The sequence below is a fragment of the Cryobacterium sp. M23 genome, assembly GCF_002929655.1.
Lineage (GTDB): Bacteria > Actinomycetota > Actinomycetes > Actinomycetales > Microbacteriaceae > Cryobacterium > Cryobacterium sandaracinum.
Window position 1 is genome coordinate 137,383 of the sequence record NZ_PJJV01000080.1, and the last position, 18,985, is coordinate 156,367.

At 67.4% G+C, this 18,985-nt stretch carries 13 protein-coding genes and 2 tRNA genes; 12 read left to right on the forward strand and 3 right to left on the reverse strand.

Features of this window, described 5'->3' with window-relative positions; genetic code table 11:
- Positions 1 to 218: 218 nt before the first annotated feature.
- Positions 219 to 1,151, reverse strand: a complete 933-nt coding sequence (locus CXY82_RS14475; RefSeq protein WP_104171538.1) for an ROK family protein — start codon at positions 1,149 to 1,151, stop codon at positions 219 to 221.
- Positions 1,152 to 1,277: 126 nt separating this feature from the next.
- Between CXY82_RS14475 and CXY82_RS14480 the strand changes: the two genes are divergently transcribed.
- The 4 genes from CXY82_RS14480 to CXY82_RS14495 are packed head-to-tail and all read left to right on the forward strand — an operon-like array spanning position 1,278 to position 5,737.
- A complete protein-coding gene (locus tag CXY82_RS14480) occupies positions 1,278 to 2,228 on the forward strand; it encodes a sugar-binding transcriptional regulator (protein WP_104171539.1) in 951 nt (316 codons plus the stop codon).
- 26 nt (positions 2,229 to 2,254) lie between these two features.
- Positions 2,255 to 3,274: a deoxyribose-phosphate aldolase gene (gene deoC / locus CXY82_RS14485; RefSeq protein WP_104171540.1), complete on the forward strand. Its 1,020-nt coding sequence runs from the start codon at positions 2,255 to 2,257 to the stop codon at positions 3,272 to 3,274.
- 52 nt (positions 3,275 to 3,326) lie between these two features.
- Positions 3,327 to 4,877, forward strand: a complete 1,551-nt coding sequence (locus CXY82_RS14490) for an aldehyde dehydrogenase family protein (protein WP_104100252.1) — start codon at positions 3,327 to 3,329, stop codon at positions 4,875 to 4,877.
- Positions 4,874 to 5,737, forward strand: a complete 864-nt coding sequence (locus CXY82_RS14495; protein WP_104171541.1) for an aldehyde dehydrogenase family protein — start codon at positions 4,874 to 4,876, stop codon at positions 5,735 to 5,737. The genes CXY82_RS14490 and CXY82_RS14495 overlap by 4 nt, the downstream gene beginning before the upstream one ends.
- 15 nt (positions 5,738 to 5,752) lie before the next feature.
- Here the strand turns inward: CXY82_RS14495 and CXY82_RS14500 are convergent, their stop codons facing one another.
- Complete coding sequence (locus tag CXY82_RS14500) at positions 5,753 to 7,117, reverse strand: zinc-dependent metalloprotease (protein WP_370443711.1); 1,365 nt, start codon at positions 7,115 to 7,117, stop codon at positions 5,753 to 5,755.
- 130 nt (positions 7,118 to 7,247) lie between these two features.
- On the opposite strand from CXY82_RS14500, the gene CXY82_RS14505 reads away from it, so the two are divergent.
- From CXY82_RS14505 to CXY82_RS14515, 3 genes are all read left to right on the forward strand, one after another.
- Positions 7,248 to 8,351, forward strand: coding sequence for a PDZ domain-containing protein (locus CXY82_RS14505; RefSeq protein WP_104171542.1), 1,104 nt, complete (start codon positions 7,248 to 7,250; stop codon positions 8,349 to 8,351).
- Between the two features lie 95 nt (positions 8,352 to 8,446).
- Positions 8,447 to 11,362 (forward strand): UPF0182 family protein, encoded by a 2,916-nt coding sequence (locus tag CXY82_RS14510; RefSeq protein ID WP_199180980.1) that lies wholly within the window; start codon positions 8,447 to 8,449, stop codon positions 11,360 to 11,362.
- Between the two features lie 165 nt (positions 11,363 to 11,527).
- Positions 11,528 to 11,604, forward strand: a tRNA-Met gene (locus CXY82_RS14515).
- Between the two features lie 181 nt (positions 11,605 to 11,785).
- Here the strand turns inward: CXY82_RS14515 and CXY82_RS14520 are convergent.
- Positions 11,786 to 14,362, reverse strand: a complete 2,577-nt coding sequence (locus tag CXY82_RS14520; protein WP_233199361.1) for a discoidin domain-containing protein — start codon at positions 14,360 to 14,362, stop codon at positions 11,786 to 11,788.
- A 278-nt stretch (positions 14,363 to 14,640) separates the two neighbouring features.
- On the opposite strand from CXY82_RS14520, the gene CXY82_RS14525 reads away from it, so the two are divergent.
- The 5 genes from CXY82_RS14525 to CXY82_RS14545 form a co-directional block, all read left to right on the forward strand.
- Positions 14,641 to 14,717 (forward strand) — tRNA-Met (locus CXY82_RS14525).
- Positions 14,718 to 14,932: 215 nt separating this feature from the next.
- Positions 14,933 to 15,895 (forward strand): sugar ABC transporter substrate-binding protein, encoded by a 963-nt coding sequence (locus tag CXY82_RS14530; protein WP_104171543.1) that lies wholly within the window; start codon positions 14,933 to 14,935, stop codon positions 15,893 to 15,895.
- Complete coding sequence (locus CXY82_RS14535; protein WP_104171544.1) at positions 15,892 to 16,932, forward strand: ABC transporter permease; 1,041 nt, start codon at positions 15,892 to 15,894, stop codon at positions 16,930 to 16,932. The genes CXY82_RS14530 and CXY82_RS14535 overlap by 4 nt, the downstream gene beginning before the upstream one ends.
- Positions 16,929 to 17,723 carry an ATP-binding cassette domain-containing protein gene (locus CXY82_RS14540; RefSeq protein ID WP_104171545.1) on the forward strand — a complete coding sequence of 265 codons (795 nt, stop codon included), beginning with the start codon at positions 16,929 to 16,931 and terminating at the stop codon, positions 17,721 to 17,723. The genes CXY82_RS14535 and CXY82_RS14540 overlap by 4 nt, the downstream gene beginning before the upstream one ends.
- 134 nt (positions 17,724 to 17,857) lie before the next feature.
- Positions 17,858 to 18,985: DUF222 domain-containing protein (locus tag CXY82_RS14545; protein ID WP_146069145.1), on the forward strand; the 1,128-nt coding region annotated here is incomplete at its 3' end.

Consider the following 18,985-nt stretch of genomic DNA (forward strand, 5'->3'; position numbering starts at 1 on the left):
CTGATCGGCGCCGCCCTGGCCGCTACGCTCGCCGGCGCCGTGCTGTCCTGCCCGCTCAGTGCCCCGCTGCCCGCCCAGTGCCCCGCGCGGCCTGCCGAATTCGACGGAGATTCTGGCGAAAAAACGGGTGAGACCGGTCTCAATGCCGGTCGAGAGCAAAATCTCCGTCGAATTGGTTCAGGGGCGGGCGGGCGGGCGCGCGGGCGGGCGCGGGTGCCTCAGGCGACCAGATCGGCGCGGTGGATGAGCGCCGCGGCGCCGATCAGTGGGCCGTCACCGGAGAGAGCGGATGCGACGACGCGCACCCGGGTCGCGAAGGAGAACACCGTGCGCTCGGCGACGGCCGCTCGCACGTAGTCGAACAGGTCCGGCGTGACGTGTGAGAAGCCGCCGCCGATCGCCACCACGTCGAGGTCCACGAGGTTCGTCGCGGAGGCGATCGCCTGGCCGATGGCCTGGCCGCAGCGCTTGACCGCACTGATCGCGATCGGGTCTCCCGCGGCGTACGCGCCCGAGAGGTCTTCGCCGGTGAGGCCCGACCAGCCCTCGGCGCGCGCCCAGGCCACGGTGCGCGGTCCGGATGCGACGGCCTCGAGGCATCCGGTGCCGCCGCAGGCGCAGGCGTCGTCGAACCCGCCGACTTCGATGTGCCCGATGTGCCCGGCGTTGCCGGTGGGCCCGGAAACGGTGGACCCACCCAGGATCAGGCCGCCGCCGACGCCGGTGGACACGACCATGCCCATCAGGCTGTCGGCGCCCCTCCCGGCGCCGAGCCAGTGCTCGGCGAGCGTGATGCAGAGGCCGTCCAGGCGCAGGCGCACGGGCGCCTCGGGGACGAGGGCCGCGACACAGTCCCGTAAGGGGTAATCCCGCCAGGCCGGCAGATTCAACGGAGAGACTGTGCCCGTGTCCACGGTGATCGGTCCGGCGGTGCCGATGCCGACGCCGAGGAGGGCGTCTCCGGCCGGCAGGCTCGCTCGGGCGCGGGTGACGACGGTCCGTACACTGTCCGCGAGTTCCTCGGCGGTTTTCACCGGGCCGGTGGGGGCGCGGTGCCGGCTGGTGGCGAGCACGACCCCCTGCTCGTCGACGAGTGCGGCTTCAACCTTGGTGCCGCCGAGGTCGACGGCGAGAGCGTAGCTGGTGGGCATGACATCAGCCTAGGGCGTGCAGAGTTGCAGGGTCGATGCTCGAATGCGCAGATGAGCAACATGACCAACAGGCGTTGATCGGGGGAGACCGGCGACTTAGGCTGGACCCGAACGGAACGGAGCACCATGACGGACACCGACGAACTCTTATCCATTCGCGCGGCCGAGCTCTACTATGAGGAAAACAAGACGCAGGACGAAATCGGCACCGTTCTCCGCCTCACCCGCTGGAAGGTGGGCCGGCTCCTCGCTCAGGCCAAGGCCAGTGGCTTCATTCGCATCGAAATCGTGCACCCGCGCGCCCGTCGCCTCTCCATCGAACGCCGGCTGCGCGAGACCACGCAGCTGACGGATGCCATCGTCGTCTCCTCCGCCGGCGTCTCCACTGACGAGGAACTCCAGTCCCGCACCGCCCAAGCTGCCGCCGACTACCTCACGGGCCTCCGCCCGGTGCCGCGAACGTTCGGCATCAGCTGGGGCCGCACCCTGCACGAGGTGTCGCTGCACCTGACCCAGGGCTGGGCCAGCGGCGTCAACGTCGTGCAGATCAACGGCGGAGTCAGCCTCAACCGGCGCGCCGGCACCGCAGCCGCGACGGCCGTCACCATCGCTCACAAGGCCTCGGGGGCGGCGACGCTGCTGCCGAGCCCCGCCATCCTCGAGCGCCTCGACACCAAGACCGCGATCGAAGCCGACCGCTCCGTCGCCGCCGTGCTGAACCTCGGCGCCGCGGCATCCGCCTACCTGTTCAGCGCCGGCCAGGCCGACCAAAACTCGGCTCTCGTCGACAGCGGCTACCTCACCGCGGAACAGGTCGCCGAGCTCGTACGCAAGGGCGCGGTCGGCGACATCGTCGGCCGGTACATCGACAGCAACGGCAACATCGTCGACCCGGAACTCAACGGCCGGACCGTCGGCATCCAGCTCGAAGCGCTGCGTCACGCGAAGACCGCCATCGCCGTGATCACCGGAGGCTCCAAACACTCCATCGCCCGCGCCGTCGTCGGCAGCGGCCTGTGCACAGTGCTCGTCACCGACGAAGACACCGCACTCGCCATCCTCGGCGAAAACGCATGACCGCACCCCGACCGCAAGGACAATTCATGACTACCAGCCAAACGGCCATGGCCCAGCTGAACACCGGGGAACGCGCCCTGGCGCTCATCGGCGGCGAAGCCACGGATGCGAATCTGCGGCGTTACCTGCACGGCATCCCCGGCATCGACGCCGTCGGCTTGGAGCAGCGTGCCTCCGACCTCGGCACCCGCTCGATCAAGACCAGCTCGAAGAAGTGGGCGATCGACAAGATCATCAGCCTGATCGACCTCACCACCCTCGAGGGGGCCGATACCCCCGGCAAGGTGAAGTCCCTGGTCGGCAAAGCCCTCACGCCCGACGCCGGCGACCTCAGCTGCCCTCGCGTGGCCGCGGTCTGCGTCTACGGCGACATGGTGCCGCACGCCGTCGCCGCTCTCGGCTCCGCGCACTCCGCGGGCACGGATGCCGGCGTGAACGTCGCCGCCGTCGCGACCGCGTTCCCGAGTGGGCGCGCGTCCCTCGCGATCAAGCTGGCCGACGTGCACGACGCCGTCGCGGCCGGCGCCGACGAGATCGACATGGTCATCGACCGTGGTGCGTTCCTGTCCGGCAGGTTCGGCCAGGTCTACGACGAGATCGTGGCGGTCAAGCAGAGCTGCCGCCGTCCCGACGGCAGTTTCGCCCACCTCAAGGTGATCCTCGAGACCGGGGAGCTCACTACCTACGACAACGTGCGCCGCGCGTCGTGGCTGGCCATCCTGGCCGGCGGCGACTTCATCAAGACCTCCACCGGCAAGGTGCCCGTCGCGGCCACCCTGCCCGTGACCCTCTCCATGCTCGAGGTCGTGCGCGACTGGCATCGCCTCACCGGGGCGAAGGTCGGTGTGAAGCCGGCCGGCGGCATTCGTACGTCTAAAGACGCCACCAAATACATCGTGACCGTCGCCGAAACCGTGGGCGAGGAATGGCTCACGCCGAGCCTGTTCCGGTTCGGGGCGTCGAGCCTGCTGAACGACGTGCTGATGCAGCGCCAGAAGATGACCTCCGGACACTACTCCGGCCTTGACTACGTGACGATCGATTGAATCTCGACAAGCTCGATCACCGACAACTCGATCAACCTTGATTGGAATAACCATGAGCTTTCTTGACTACGCTCCGGCCCCGGAGTCCCAGGCCGTGCTGAACCTTCGGGGGGACTACGGACTCTTCATCGACGGGGAGTTCGTCGCCGGTCGGGGTGAGCCGTTCCAGAGCATCAACCCGGCCACCGAGAAGCAGATCGCAATGATCGCCCACGCCGACGCGGCGGATGTCGACGCGGCGGTGGCCGCCGCCCGTCGCGCCTACGACAAGACCTGGTCGAAGCTCTCCGGCAGCGATCGCGGCAAGTACCTGTTCCGCATCGCCCGCCTTGTGCAGGAGCGGGCCCGTGAGCTTGCCGTCGCCGAGACCCTCGACAACGGCAAGCCGATCAAGGAGAGCCGCGACGTCGACGTGCCTCTGGTTGCCGCCTGGTTTTTCTACTACGCCGGCTGGGCCGACAAGCTCGACCACGCCGGGGTCGGCCCCACGCCGTCCGCGCGGGGCGTCGCCGCCCAGGTGATCCCGTGGAACTTCCCCCTGCTGATGCTGGCTTGGAAGATCGCCCCGGCCCTCGCCGCCGGCAACACGGTCGTGCTCAAGCCGGCTGAGACCACCTCCCTGACCGCGCTGCTGTTCGCCGAGATCCTGCAGCAGGCCGACCTGCCCGCCGGCGTTGTCAACATCGTCACGGGCGGCCGCGACACCGGCAAGGCCCTCGTCGGGCACCCCGGCGTCAACCTCGTCGCGTTCACCGGCTCCACCGGCGCCGGCCGGGCCATCGCCCGCTCGGTCGCCGGAACCGACAAGAAGGTCATCCTCGAGCTCGGCGGCAAGGCCGCGAACATCGTCTTCGACGACGCGCCCATTGACCAGGCGATCGAGGGCATCGTCAACGGCATCTTCTTCAACCAGGGCCACGTCTGCTGCGCGGGCAGCCGCCTGCTCGTGCAGGAGTCGATCCACGACGATGTCATCGACCGCCTCAAGGCGCGCCTGTCCACGCTGCGCCTCGGCGACCCGATGGACAAGAACACCGACATCGGCGCCATCAACAGCGCCGAGCAGCTGGCGCGCATCCGGGAGCTCACCGACATCGGCGAGCAGGAAGGCGCCGAGCGCTGGAGCCCGGACTGCGTGCTGCCCGAGGCCGGCTTCTGGTTCAGGCCGACCATCTTCACCAACGTCTCCACCAGCCACCGCATCGCCCGTGACGAGGTATTCGGCCCGGTGCTCTCCGTGCTGACTTTCCGCACCCCGGCCGAGGCCATCGCCAAGGCGAACAACACGCCGTACGGACTGTCCGCCGGAATCTGGACCGAGAAGGGCAGCCGGATGCTGGCCGTCGCCGACAAGTTGCGTGCCGGCGTGATCTGGGCGAACACGTTCAACCGCTTCGACCCGGCCAGCCCATTCGGCGGCTACAAGGAGTCCGGCTACGGGCGCGAGGGCGGCCGCCACGGGCTTGCCGCATACCTCAAGCCCGCCGCCGGTCGCGCGGCCGCGCGCACCGTGACGGCCGCGCCCGCGGCATCCATCGCACCGGCCGTTGCTTCGCCGGCCGCGGAGAAGACCCCCGTTTCCCGAAAGAAGGCAGCCAAGTGACCCGCCTCGCCGTTCCCAAGACCTACAAGCTCTACCTCGGCGGCAAGTTCCCGCGCAGTGAGTCGGGCCGGGTCTACGAGATCCGTTCCCACGACGGGGAATTCCTCGCCAACGCCGCGAAGGCCAGCCGCAAGGATGCCCGGGACGCCGTCGTCGCCGCCCGCTCGGCCCTCGGCGGCTGGGCCGGCGCCACGGCCTACAACCGCGGCCAGGTGCTTTACCGCATCGCGGAGTTGCTCGAGGGGCGCCGGGCCCAGTTCGTCGCCGAAATCGTGCAGTCGGAAGGCGTGAGCACCGCGGCAGCATCCGCCCAGGTCGACGAGGCCATCGACCGCTGGGTCTGGTACGCCGGCTGGGCCGACAAGTACCTGCAGGTGGCCGGCAACGCCAACCCGGTTTCGGGACCCTACTTCAACCTCTCGGTGCCGGAGCCCACGGGCGTCGTCGCCATCATCGCGCCGCAGACCGGGGGTTCCCTCCTCGGTCTCGTCAGCGCGGTCGCCCCGGCGCTGGTCTCAGGCAACACCGTGGTCGTCGTCGCGAACGAGGCCATGCCGCTCTCGGCGATCAGCCTGGGCGAGGTGCTCGCCACTAGTGACGTGCCCGGCGGCGTAGTCAACATTCTCACCGGGTCTCCCGCCGAGATGGCGCCGTGGCTGGCCAGCCACGCCGACGTCAACGCCCTCGACCTGGTTGGCGCCGGCGATCTCGACTGGATCCACCTCGAGATCGACGCGGCCGAGACCCTCACCCGGGTGCTGCAGCCCGAGAACGGTCCGGATGCCGCGAGTCCCTCCCTGGCGCGCGTCCTGGCGTTTACCGAAACGAAGACGATCTGGCACACGAAGGGCCTGATCTAGCCCGCGCCAGCCGGGCTACGCCTCGTGCGGCCGCTCGGTGTCGTCGTCGCGCAACAGGTCTTCCAGGGCCTGGTCCACCTCGTCGAGGACCGGCTCAACCCCGGCTGCCGAGCTGGTCAGGCGGGCCACGAGGGCCTGTGGGTCGTCGAGGTCCGCTGACGAGGGCAGAAGGTCCGGGTGGGCCCACAGCTCGTCGCGCTTCTCGTTGCCCACGGCATCCGTCACGGCCTGCCACAGGGCGGCGGCCTCGCGCAGGCGCCGGGGGCGCAGCTCGAGCCCGACCAGGGTGGCGAACGCCGACTCGGCGGGCCCACCGGATGCCCGGCGCCGCTTCACCGTCTCGGCGATCGCGTCCGCGCGGGGCAGCCGGCTCGTGGCCTCGAGGGTGACGACATCGACCCAGCCCTCGATCAGGGCGAGCATCGTTTCGAGCCGGGAGAGCGCGGCCAGCTGGGCCTCGCTCTTCGGCGGGATCAGCGAGCCGTCGACCATGGCGGCGCGCAGTTCTTCCGGGTTGGCCGGGTCGAAGCCGTCGGCCAGCTGCTCGAGGCGGCTTGAGTCGATGTGGATGCCGCGGGCGAAGTCGGTGATCGAGCTGATCAGGTGCAGGCGCAGCCAGCGGGAGTGGCGGAAGAGGCGCGCGTGGGCGATTTCGCGCACCGCGAGGTAGATCTGCACCTGGTCGGCGGGAACGTCGAGGCCTTCCCCGAACGCGGCCACGTTCTGGGGGAGCAAAGCGGCCTGCTGGTCGCTCAGCAGAGGGATTCCGACGTCTCCACCGGAGACGACTTCGCTGGACAGCTGACCCACGACCTGGCCGAGCTGCATGGCGAACAGGGTGCCGCCGATGCTGCGCATCACCTGGCCGGCACCGGCCATCATGCCCTTGAGCTCTTCCGGGGCCTGATCGGTGAGCACCCGGGTCAGGGAGTCGGAGATGCTGGTCGCGACGGGCTCGGCGAGCTGGGTCCAGAGCGGCATGGTCGCGGAGACCCATTCCCTACGGGTCATCAGGCGCGGAGGGGTGGTGAGCTCGGCGACCGAGATCACCTCGTCCAGCCAGAGGGAGGCGATGTGGAATGCCTGGTCGAGGGCGGCGCGTTCGGCCGAGGTCACGTCGAGCTGACTCTGAGCCGCGCGCTCCTGGCCCTGGTTGAGGGCGGCATCCCAATTGATGGATCCGTCGCCGCCGCCGCGCAGAGCACCCTGCAACTGATTCATCAGCGCGGATATGCTCGCCGGGTCGCTGGGAAGCCCCGCCGCGCCGGCCAGCTGGCTCGGGTCGATGGACGACTTCCCACTCAGGATGTCGCGCAGCATGTCCCGAAACTCATCTTCGGGATTGTGACCCTCGTCGGGTCGGGAGTCGTCGTCGGCCACTTCAGGCACCTCTCAGTCGCGTCCTCCTACGCTAGCCGGAGATCCCCGGCGCGGACTGGGAAATGACCTACGCTGGTAAACCGGTGTCCGCCGGCCGCGAACAGCCAGCACAATCCCTGGAAGGAGACCGGTGGCCCTCTTCACCGATCACCCAGTACAGCCGCCCGACCGATCCGCGCGCGCCGTCGGGGCAGGCTGGGTGGTGCTCGGGATCGCGATGGTCATCGGCCTCATCCTCGCCGTGACGCCGTCACCGTATGTGATCGAGAAGCCAGGACCGGTCTACAACACCATCGGCACGGCCGAACAGGACGGCAAGCAGGTGCCGCTCATCTCCATCTCCGGCGAACCCATTTACCCGACCGAGGGCAGCCTCGACCTGCTGACCGTGTCACTGGTGGGCAACCCCGACAACCGGCCGAGCTGGCTGACGGTCGCCGCCGCCTGGCTCGACCCGAACCAGGCCGTGATCCCGATCGAGTCGGCGTTCCCGCCCGACGTGAGCACGAAGCAGCGCGAGGAGCAGACCCAGGCGCAGATGGTGAATTCGCAGCAGGATGCGATCGCCGCCGCTCTGACCAGCCTCGACTATGACTACCCGACGATCCTCTCGGTCGTCTCCCTGCCGGGCGACTCGCCCGCCGAGGGAGCCATCGAAGCCGGCGACGAGGTGGTCTCGGTGAACGGTGAAGAAGTCGCCGACATCACGGCCCTGCGGGACGCGCTGACGCGAAACGGTGTCGACGACGCCGCCTCCATCGGAATCTTCCGGGACGGCGCCAGCGCGACGGTGCAGGTCACCCCGGTTGAATCGGGCGACGCCGTCGTGGTGGGCATCAATGTGACGAGCGACTACGACTTCCCCTTCGACGTCACGATCGAGCTCGACTCGGTCGGCGGGCCGAGCGCGGGCATGATGTTCGCCCTCGGCATCATCGACACGCTCACCTCCGGCTTTATTCAGGGCGGTGCGGATGTCGCCGGTACCGGCACGATAAACCAGGCCGGCGAGGTGGGTCAGATCGGCGGTATCCGACAGAAGCTGATCGGTGCCGACCAGAGCGGCGCCGATTGGTTTCTCGCGCCCGCCGACAACTGCGACGAGGTCACCGGGCACGTGCCCGACGGGATGACGGTCTTCTCCGTTGACACCCTCGACGACGCGCTGGCCGCGCTGGACGCCATCCGCACCGGTTCGGACACCGACGCACTGGAGCAGTGCGCACTCGGCTAACCCCGGGTCGCTGCCCAGCGAAAGTGCGGCTTTCGTTCGGGGCGGCTGTCTAGAATGAACGTTGACCGCCGATTTCGAGATCAAGAGGCCAATTCGTGACGTCACAACAAGCCCGTAGTGCTCCCGCGCCACAGCGCAGCCGTGCTCCCCTTGCCATTACGGCAGCGATTATCGCGGGGCTGGTGATCATCTTCTTCGTTTTCGCCGGGCTCTATGCCGACGTTCTCTGGTTCGACCAGCTGGGTTTCCTCACCGTGCTGACCACGCAGTGGTTCGCCGGTGCCGTGCTGTTTCTGATCGGGTTCGTAGCGATGGCGGTCCCCGTCTGGGCGAGCATCCAGATCGCTTACCGCTTGCGGCCGGTCTATGCGAAGCTCAACTCGCAGCTCGACCGCTACCAGCAGGTCATCGAGCCGCTGCGCCGCCTCGCCATGTACGGCATCCCGGCTCTGCTGGGTCTGTTCGCCGGCGTTGCCGCGGCCACCCGCTGGCAGGTCGTTCTGATGTGGCTGAACCGCACGGACACCGGCCGAGTTGACCCCCAGTTCAAACTGGACATCTCGTTCTATCTGTTCGATCTCCCCTTCCTCCACTCCGTGCTCGGCTTCGCGTCGGCCGTGGTGCTCATCTCGGCCCTCGTCGCCGCGGCTACGAGCTACCTGTATGGCTCGATCAGGGTGAGCGGGCGCGAGGTCCTCGTTTCCAAGGCCGCCCGCATCCAGATTGCCATCACGGCAGCCCTCTACCTTATGCTGCAGGCCGTGAGCATCTGGCTCGACCAGTACTCCACGCTGACCAACACCAACGACATCATTACCGGCGCCGGCTACACCGACGTGAACGCCACGATTCCGGGCCGCGCCATCCTGGCCGGAATCGCCGCCGTCGTCTCTATCCTGTTTCTCCTCACGGCCTTCATCGGCCGCTGGCGCCTGCCCATTGTCGGCACCGCGCTGTTGATCGTGAGCAGCCTCCTGCTCGGCTCGCTGTACCCGTGGGTCGTGCAGCGCTTCCAGGTGGTGCCGAGCGCCAAGACGCTCGAAGAACCCTATATTCAACGCAACATCGACCTCACCCGCGACGCCTACGACCTGGCGGATGTGGAAGAGATTCCGTACAACGCGAGCACGACGGCTGAGCCCGGCGCCCTGCGCGCCGACGCTGAGACTACCGCTAACATCCGCATTCTCGACCCTGCTCTGGTCAGCGACGCGTTCTCCCAGCTCGAGCAGTTCAAGCAGTATTACCAGTTCCCGAAGAACCTCGACGTCGACCGGTACACGATTGACGGCAAGTCCCAGGACACAGTGGTCACCGTGCGCGACCTCAACCTGGCCGGCTTGAACGCCGGCAACACCTGGGTTAACTCGACCGTGGTCTACACGCACGGCTACGGCGTCGTGGCGGCCTACGGCAACCAGCGCTCGGCCGACGGCCAGCCCGTGTTCCTCGAGTCCGGCATCCCGACCACCGGGTCATTGCCCGACTATGAGCCGCGGATTTACTTCGGCGAGACATCGGCGCCGTATTCCATCGTGGGTGCGCCCAAGGACAGCAAGCCGGTCGAGCTCGACTACCCGTCGGGAACGGATGGCGCGCAGCAGACCTATACGACCTTCGACGGCGACGGCGGGCCGAAGCTCGACAGCGCATTCAGCAAGTTGATCTACGCGCTCAAGTTCCAGTCGGAGCAGATCTTCCTGGCCAACGCCGTGAACGAGAAGTCTCAGATCCTCTACGACCGCGACCCGGTCACCCGGGTGCAGAAGGTGGCTCCGTACCTCACCCTCGACTCCGACGCCTATCCGTCGATCGTCGACGGCAAGGTCAAGTGGATCGTCGACGGCTACACCACCTCGGCCGACTACCCGTACTCCACCTCCGTGGGCCTGAGCGACGCGATCGCTGACACGGAAACGCCCCCGCAGCCATTCGCGCTCGACAACATCAACTACATGCGAAACTCGGTCAAGGCCACGGTCGACGCCTACGACGGCAAGGTCACCCTCTACGCCTGGGACGACGAGGATCCGTTGCTCAAGACCTGGCAGAAGATCTTCCCGACGACCGTCAAGCCGATGTCCGAGATGAGCGGCGACCTGATGAGCCACGTTCGCTACCCGGCGGACATGTTCAAGGTGCAGCGCCGGGTTCTGGGCAAGTACCACGTCACCGACCCTGGTTCCTTCTACTCGGTCGACGACGCCTGGACGACGCCGAACGACCCGGTGTCGCCGTCGACGAACACGACCCTACAGCCGCCCTACTACCTGACCATGCAGGTTCCGGGCCAGGAGAAGCCGGCCTTCTCGCTGTACACCACGTTCATCCCGGACGCGAGCGGCGCGACGAGCCGAAACGTTCTGACCGGCTACCTCGCGGTAGACGCGGATGCCGGATCGACCGACGGGAAGCGGGCTGAAGGCTACGGCAAGCTCCGCCTGCTTAACCTGCCGAAGGACGTGACCGTGCCCGGCCCCGGCCAGGTGCAGGCGAAGTTCAACGCCGACCCGACCGTGTCCACCCAGTTGAACCTGCTCAAGCAGGGCCAGTCGAAGGTGCTCAACGGTAACCTGCTCACCGTGCCTGTGGGTGGCGGCCTGCTTTACGTGCAGCCGGTCTACGTGCAGTCCACGGGTGAGACCAGCTACCCGCTGCTGCAGAAGGTGCTCGTTGCCTTCGGAGACCAGATCGCGTTCGAGGACACGCTGGACAAGGCGCTTGACGTGCTCTTCGGCGGCGACTCCGGCGCCAGCGCCGGAGACACCGATGTGCCGCCGTCCGTGACGCCCGTGGAGGGCGAGGCCCCTGCCGAAGGCGAAACCACCCCGTCGACCTCGACCGGTGACCCCGCGACGGATGCTCAGCTGAAGTCGCTCCTCGCCGTGGCCAAGCTGGCCGTCACCGAGAAGCAGGCGGCCCTGACGACCGGTGACTTCACCGCCTATGGGGTAGCCGACAAGAAGCTGAACGATGCGATCGCCGAAATGCTGATGCTGCTCGACCAGTAGCGAGTCGTTCGCCGCTTCATCCGCTGCGCGGGTGCTGCGCCGTTTCGCCCGGGGGCACGCCTCCCGCGGAACGGCGCGGCATCCGCGTTCCGCGGGCCGGGACGGTGGTTCCGCAGCCCGTGTGGTCGGACCGCGCCGGAGGCTGTGGTAAATTTGATGTTGTAGCGCGGGGTGGAGCAGTTCGGTAGCTCGCTGGGCTCATAACCCAGAGGTCGTAGGTTCAAATCCTGCCCCCGCAACCAAGGGCGTTTCAGGCAATGCCACCGTGATTTTCATCACATACACAGAAGGGCCGGTTCAGCAGAAATGCTGCACCGGTCTTTCTGCTTTAACTCAGAGGGGCCAGTAAATGTCCGGACTTTTCAGAGAAAGTGTCGGGGAGGCCATCACCCTCACTCCACATTCATCAGGGCCATAGTTCGACTACCCGATCCGGATCGTCTGGGCGACGCTCGGCACCCCGTTAGCGTCCATGGCGAACAGGAGATAATGCCCGGGGACCACGACTCCCGGATCGGACGAAATCGTCAGGGATGCGGTATTGCCGGTTACACCGGTGGGCGTGAGTGGGATGCGACGCTGGTCAGTGTTGATCGAGTGGGTGACCGTGCTCATGCGGATGAGGGAGAACGCTGGTGTGGGCCCGGACGTCGTTACCTGGATGGTGGAACCCCGCACTGCAGCGGTAGGCGCCGTGGTGATCGATGGACGAGGGCGGGCGGTGCCGTCGGCGTTGAGCAGGTAGGGCGGGGTGAATATCTGCCCGTCCGGGTGGTTGGTCGTGCAGGTGCCGCAGAGGCCGCCACCGCCGACGAAGACCCGGGCATCAGGCAGCAGTAGCCCCACGCTGTGATATGTGCGCGGCGCAGTCATCGGCGCGAGCGCGGTGAACTTGCCTGTCGCCGGGTTCCAAACCTCAGGCGCCATGGCGGCCGTTGCGTCCGAGAACGGCTTCGCGTACGCCTGACCGCCCAATGCCAGAACCTGTCCGTCGGGCAGCACGACGGAGTTCAAGAAAGCCCGTCGCGCCGCCATGTCGCCGGTTCGCGTCACCTTGACACCATTGTTGATGTCGATTGCATAGGCCCGCGCGGTCGCGTCACTGTCCTGGTACGCGGGCGAGCCACCGAGGGTGAGTATCTTGCCGACGTCGTACATGACCGCATTTCCGTTCATCGCGTCGCCACTGTCGGCCCGGAGACCAAGATCCTGAACAGCGCTGGTGCTGCTGGTCGTGTACATGTTCATCCGACGGCTCGGGCCGGCATGGAACACCTTCCCGTCGGCCACCGCGAACAGCCACGCGTGGTTGTCGGATCGGAACACCCCTTGCGGGTCGTTCGTCAAGATCGGTGCGACAGGCGCGTTGGCCAGCCCGCGCCACCCGGCGCTAGTCGACCAGATTTCACCGTTCTTACCGCCCTGGCCGCCCGCCCAGGAACCGCCGAGAAGGAACACCTGCCCATTGGAGAGCGTGACGTTCGACTGATAGGCGCGCGGAATGTTCATGGGTGTGGCGGCTGACCACGTGTTGTTCGCCGGGTCGTAGATCGTCGACGAGGCGGCGTTGCTCCCCCCGCTGATCAGGATCCTGCCGTCCGGGAGGATGGACACCCCGGGGCAGAACATGTCGTGCCCCGTATTAGCGACAGTAAGCGGGGTGACCACGCCGGTGTTCAGATCGAGGATGGCGGTCTGGGTCTTGCCGTTGGCCCCGCCGAAGGTCGTGTTGGAGTACGAGGACCAGGTGAGCACTTTGTTGCCGGGCAAGAGGGCTGCCGCCGCGGGAACCAGCGGGAAACCGATCGTCGCACCCCAGCTTCCTGTCGACCCCGTGGGGGTCGAAGCGGGCGGCGGCGCTGAGAGGGAGCGACCGATCACGTTCAGCTCCGCCGCCGTGGTCCACTGTCCGCGATTGCCGGCCTCGGTCGTCGCGGTCAGGCGAACGTATCGCGCCTGAACAGCCGGGAACGTGAGGGTCTTCGCCTGGCTGTTGTCAGCCCAGGTTCCGCTGGCGACCGGTGCACTCCAGCTCGTTCCGTCGGAGCTCACTGCGATGGCGTATTGGCCGATGGTGCCGTTCCGGGACGTGCCGGACCTCGGGGTGTAGGTGAAGCCGGAGACCTCGTTGATCGCCCGCATGTCGAGAACAATGCTGTGCGGCAACGGGATCAACGTGGGGGAGTACTGGGAGTGCCAGATCGTGGTGAGGTTGCCGTCGAGCACGTTCGCGGCGCCGCCGCTTTCGCGGGTTGTCTCCTGGTCGCTCGCCGTCACTATCCAGCCGGTCCGGGCGAGCGCCGCCGGCGCTGGCGCGGATGGGGGCGGCTGGGTGGTGCCTGTTTCTGCGATCAGATGGAGTTCGGCGGCGCTGGTCCAGGGGCCGCGGTTACCTGCCTCCGTGATCGCGGTCAGCCGGATGAAACGTGTCGCCACAGGGGTGAATCCCGTCGTCTTCTCCAACGCGTTGTCGGCCCAGGTTCCTGTTGCGACGGCGGCACCCCAGTTCGTGCCATCCGGGCTGGCATGGATCTCGAAACGGCCGATTCGTCCATTCGAACTGCTTGTGCGCGGCAGGTACTTCAGGGCTGCGACGGTGTCGGTTTTGTGCATGTCGATGGTGATCGAATGGGGCAGCGGCACCGCGGTTCCGCTCCACTTACTGTGCCAGTAGGTCGAGGCGTTGCCGTCGAGCACGTTGGCGGCTGCGCCGTTCTCACCGGTGGTTTCCTGGTCACTCGCGGTCACGGTCCACCCTGTGCGCGGCAGCGGAGTGGACGAGAGGGCGGCCGGAGCCAGAGCCGTCTCGACATTCATCTTTGAGTGAGCGTCGGCCGGGGCGGATGCACCGGTGTAGCCGGTGAGCAAGAGCGCACCAGCGATGATCACAGTGAACATGACGGCGAGAAGCCGGGCAGCAGTCGGGTTGCGGCGCATGCGGAATACCTCGTTGGGTACTGGGGGAAGGTGCAGGCACTGCTGATAGAACCCCAGATCCACCGTCAATGGAAGGGTGTGGGGAGAGCAATTCGACGAACGTCGACATCCCCGGCACAGCGTCGCGCGCGGTCGCCCAGGAAGTCCGGAATCAGTTTCCGGACTTGTCGCCGAAGCCTTCGGCATAAGCGGCGGTGTCGGACAGGACTTCTGTGAGAACGGTCACGGGTGAATCTCTCTCTATCGAAAGCGGTTTCAGGAGTACCCAGAGCGTGGCCACCACCTCCGAGGTCTGACCATGCGTTTCACAACCCGAGGCTGTGGTAAGTTTGTTCTTGCAACGCGGGGTGGAGCAGTTCGGTAGCTCGCTGGGCTCATAACCCAGAGGTCGTAGGTTCAAATCCTGCCCCCGCAACCATCAGCCCCCGGAACCACACGGTTCCGGGGGCTTTTTTGTGTCTGGCACACGTGGCTGTGCGCCGAACAAATCGTCACGAAGGAGTCACTCATGCCACTGGTTCGAATCGATCTGAATCGAGCGGGCCCCCAGTCCAGTAAGTTCGATATGCATCAGGTCACCGGCGAACCCTCGCTGTTTCAGGCCGCCGCACGACAGTCGGGAACAGTTCAGACATGAAGCTCAAGATCAGCCTGCTGGCCGTTTTCGGTGTCGCGTCGCTGGCGCTGACGGGGTGCACCGCCACGGAAACGGATGCCGACGGGGGAGCGGCAGGGGAGCCGGTCACCATCGCCGTGGTGACCCACGGCACCGCGGGCGATTCCTTCTGGGACGTCGTCAAGAGCGGCGCCGAGCAGGCAGGCACCGACCTCGGAGCCACGGTCACGTATCAGGGCGACGGCGACCCGGTCAAGCAGAGCCAGCTGATCGAAGCGGCCATCGCGTCCCAGCCCGACGGGCTCATCATCTCGATGGCGAACCCCGACGGAGTGAAGAGCGCCGTCGAGAAAGCCGTTGCCGCCGGCATCCCAGTGATCACCATCAACTCGGGCCTGGAGAAGTCCGTCGAATTCGGCGCCCAGACCCACGTCGGCCAGAGCGAGTTCATCGCGGGCCAGGGAGCCGGCGAACAGCTGGCCGCCGCCAACGTGACCAACGTGATCTGCATCATCCACGAGGCCGGCAACTCGGGGCTCGAAGAACGCTGCACGGGTGCCGCCGACACGGTCGGCGCGGACGTCAGCAACGTGCAGGTCGACGTCGCCAACCTCGCGGATGCCCAGAACACCATCAAGAGCAAACTCCTGGCCGACCCGTCCATCGACGCCGTCCTCACCCTGCAGACCGGGGTCGCCGTGGCCGCGAGCCAGGCCATCGACGAGGCGAAAAGCCCAGCCACGCTGGCCACGTTCGACGTGTCCGCCGACGTGACCCGGCTCATCCAGGGCGGCAAGATGCTGTTCGCGGTCGACCAGCAGCCCTACTCCCAGGGCTACCTGCCCGTGACCTTCCTCACTCTGCAGAAGCGCAACGGCGACGTCGTCGGCGGCGGGCTGCCGGTCTATTCAGGCCCGGGCTTCGTGACGAAGGACAACGCGGCCCAGGTCGCGAAGTTCGCGGAGAACGGCACGAGATGACCGTCGCTGTGGGCGCGGGGATCGATGAACGGCCGACGAGGGCGCATCCGCTGCTCACCCTGCTGCGCAGGCCCGAGGTCGGCGCGCTCGTGGCGGCCGTGGCGATCTTCCTCTTCTTCTCGCTCTCCACGCAGGCGTTCCTGACCCCCGCGGGCATCTCCACCTGGCTCTACTCGGCCTCCCTGTTCGGCATCATGGCCGTGGCCGTCGCCCTGCTCATGATCGGCGGGGAGTTCGACCTCTCGGCGGGCGCGATGACGGGCACCACGGGGCTCATCGTCGGCGTGGTCACCACTCAGTGGGAGCTGAACATCTGGCTCGCCCTCGTGCTGGCCCTCGCGGTGGCGCTCTTGATCGGCGCCGGCAACGCCTGGGTCGTCATGAAGACCGGCCTGCCGAGTTTCATCGTGACCCTCGCGGCCTTCTTCATCCTGCAGGGCTGCAACCTGGCGTTGACGAAACTCTTCACGGGCAGCGTCGCCATTCAGGGGATGGGGGCGGTGCCCGGGTTCGACCAGGTCAAGGTCTTCTTCGGCTCCTCGTTCCCGTTCCTGGGCATGGACGTCAAGATCTCGATCGTCTGGTGGATCGCGCTCACCGCGCTGGCCACCTGGGTGCTGCTGCGCACCCGGCCCGGCAACTGGATCTTCGCCGTCGGCGGCCAGGTCACGAGCTCCCGGCAGGTCGGCGTTCCCGTGTTCAAGATCAAGCTCGGGCTGTTCATGACCACGGCCGGTGCCGGCTGGCTCGTCGGCATGCTTCAGCTCTTCGACGTGTCGACCGTGCAGGCCACGACCGGGGTCGGCCAGGAATTCATCTACATCATCTGTGCCGTCGTGGGCGGATGCCTGCTCACCGGCGGTTACGGATCGGCGATCGGCGCGGCCCTCGGAGCCCTGATCTACGGGATGACCCTGCAGGGCATCGTGTTCGCCCAGTGGGACAACAATTGGCTCAAGGCATTTCTCGGCGGGATGCTGCTGCTCGCCGTGCTGGTCAACCTGCTCGTTCGCCGCCAGTCCGGGGTGCGCGCATGACGCCGGCCCCGATCCGTCCGGAGCCGATCCTCGAGGTGCGCAACATCGGGAAGTCCTACGGTTCGGTGCGGGCGTTGGCGGGCGTGTCGGCATCCGTCGGCGCCGGGGAAGTGCTCTGCGTGCTGGGCGACAACGGCGCGGGCAAGTCAACGTTCATCAAGATCCTCTCCGGTGCCCACCAGCACTCGGAGGGCACCCTGCGCGTCTTCGGGGTGGAGCGCCGATTCGCGCATCCGCGGGAGGCGCTCTCCCTCGGCATCGCCACCGTCTACCAGGACCTGGCCGTGGTGCCGTTGATGCCGGTGTGGCGCAACTTCTTCCTCGGTTCCGAGCTCACCCGAGGCCGAGGCCCGCTGCGGCGCCTCGATGTCACCGGCATGCGGGCCACGACCAATCACGAGCTCGCCCGGATGGGCATCAACCTGCGCGACGTGGACCAGCCGATCGGAACGCTTTCCGGCGGGGAACGGCAATCCGTCGCCATCGCACGCGCCGTGCATTTCGGGGCGAAGGTCGTCATTCTCGACGAGCCCACGTCGGCCCTGGGGGTCAAGCAGGCCGGGGTGGTGCTCTCGTACATCGCCCGGGCCAGGGACCGCGGGCTCGGCGTCGTCTTCATCACGCACAATCCGCACCACGCCTATCCGGTCGGCGACCGTTTCCTGCTGCTGCAGCGCGGCACCAGTATGGGCGATTTCGCCAAGAGTGAGATCACGATCGAAGAGATGACCGCGCTGATGGCGGGAGGGGCCGAACTTGAGGCGCTGGCCCACGAACTGGAGCGTGCGTAGGGCCTGAGATGGCCGCCCCGTCGCCACGCGGGCGGTGGAAAGGCGCTGATTCATTCGTTTATATCTACGAAACTAGTATTCAATATTTATGAGCTACTCTCGACTTCAGGTTCTAGTCAGGGTAGAATTATCCCGTGACCAACCTCCTGGAACACCCCGAAGCGGATGCCGCGCACGGCCTGTCCGCGGCGGCTCGGGCGGTCGCGGAGCTGCATGCTCTCGCGGCGGGGCTCGGGGAATCCCTGCGGTGCTCGGCGGTGCGCGGTCTCGACGACGACGGCCTCCTGCAGGTGACCACGGCGGTCGAGGTCCTCGGCCGGCGGGTCGACGCGCTGCGGGTGGCGGCCGCGGCGGAGGTCGCCGACCGGTCCCGGCCCGAGCTCGGCACCGGGCAGCTCTCGGCGAAGCGGGGCTGCCGCACCGCCGGAGAACTACTCGAGCGCCTGACGCTCGTCTCCGGGCCGACCGCGGGGCGACGGATGCGGCTGGGCACGCAACTGCGCATCGGCCGCTCCCTGGGTGGCGAACCGCTGCCGCCCACCTTCCCCGCCACGGCCATCGGCCTGGCCGCCGGGGCGATCGGCATCGACACGGCCGACGCGATCCTCACCGCGTTGACGCCGACGCTGCGGTGCACCGACCTGGGCTCGGTGCAGGCAGCCGAGAGCGAGCTGGTCGCCTCGGCCACCGGCACCAGCTCCGAGACCCCGGTGCCGGCGTCGGTGCCGGCGTCGGTGCCGGCGTCGGTGCCGGCGTCGGCGGATGAGATCCGGTTGCAGGGTGCGGTCTGGAGGGCCGTGCTCGCGCCCGACGGGTCCCGGCCCGACGACCACGCCATGGTGGCGCGTGGGATCCGGCTCGGCCGCGAACGCGACGGCATCGTGCCGGTCTCGGGGGCGTTGATGCCGGAGATCGCGGGCAAGCTGCGCCGCCTCTTCGACGCGTACCTGTCGCCGAAGAGCGCCCCGGTCGCCTTCCACGAGGAAGAAGCAGCCGACCGAGAGGCAGAACGGGAGCAGGCGCCGCTCGAGCGGGACGACCGCACGCCCGACCAGCGGCGCCACGACGTGCTCGCCGTGATCCTCGACGTCGCCTCCCGGCCCGGGGAGGCCCCGACCATCGGCGGCGCCCCGGCCACGGTTCTGGTCAGTGTGCGGGAACAGGACCTGAACGCGGACTTCGGTCAGGGCCGCGGCGTCGGCTGGATCGACGGCGTCGAAACCCCGATCTCGATCAGCGCCGTCACGGACCTGATCAGCAAC

Excerpts from the sequence above, each read along its gene's own strand:
- CXY82_RS14475 (WP_104171538.1), bottom strand. The coding sequence starts at position 1,151 with ATGCCCACCAGCTACGCTCTCGCCGTCGACCTCGGCGGCACCAAGGTT.
- CXY82_RS14480 (WP_104171539.1), top strand. The coding sequence starts at position 1,278 with ATGACGGACACCGACGAACTCTTATCCATTCGCGCGGCCGAGCTCTAC.
- deoC (WP_104171540.1), top strand. The coding sequence starts at position 2,255 with ATGACTACCAGCCAAACGGCCATGGCCCAGCTGAACACCGGGGAACGC.
- CXY82_RS14490 (WP_104100252.1), top strand. The coding sequence starts at position 3,327 with ATGAGCTTTCTTGACTACGCTCCGGCCCCGGAGTCCCAGGCCGTGCTG.
- CXY82_RS14530 (WP_104171543.1), top strand. The coding sequence starts at position 14,933 with ATGAAGCTCAAGATCAGCCTGCTGGCCGTTTTCGGTGTCGCGTCGCTG.
- CXY82_RS14535 (WP_104171544.1), top strand. The coding sequence starts at position 15,892 with ATGACCGTCGCTGTGGGCGCGGGGATCGATGAACGGCCGACGAGGGCG.
- CXY82_RS14540 (WP_104171545.1), top strand. The coding sequence starts at position 16,929 with ATGACGCCGGCCCCGATCCGTCCGGAGCCGATCCTCGAGGTGCGCAAC.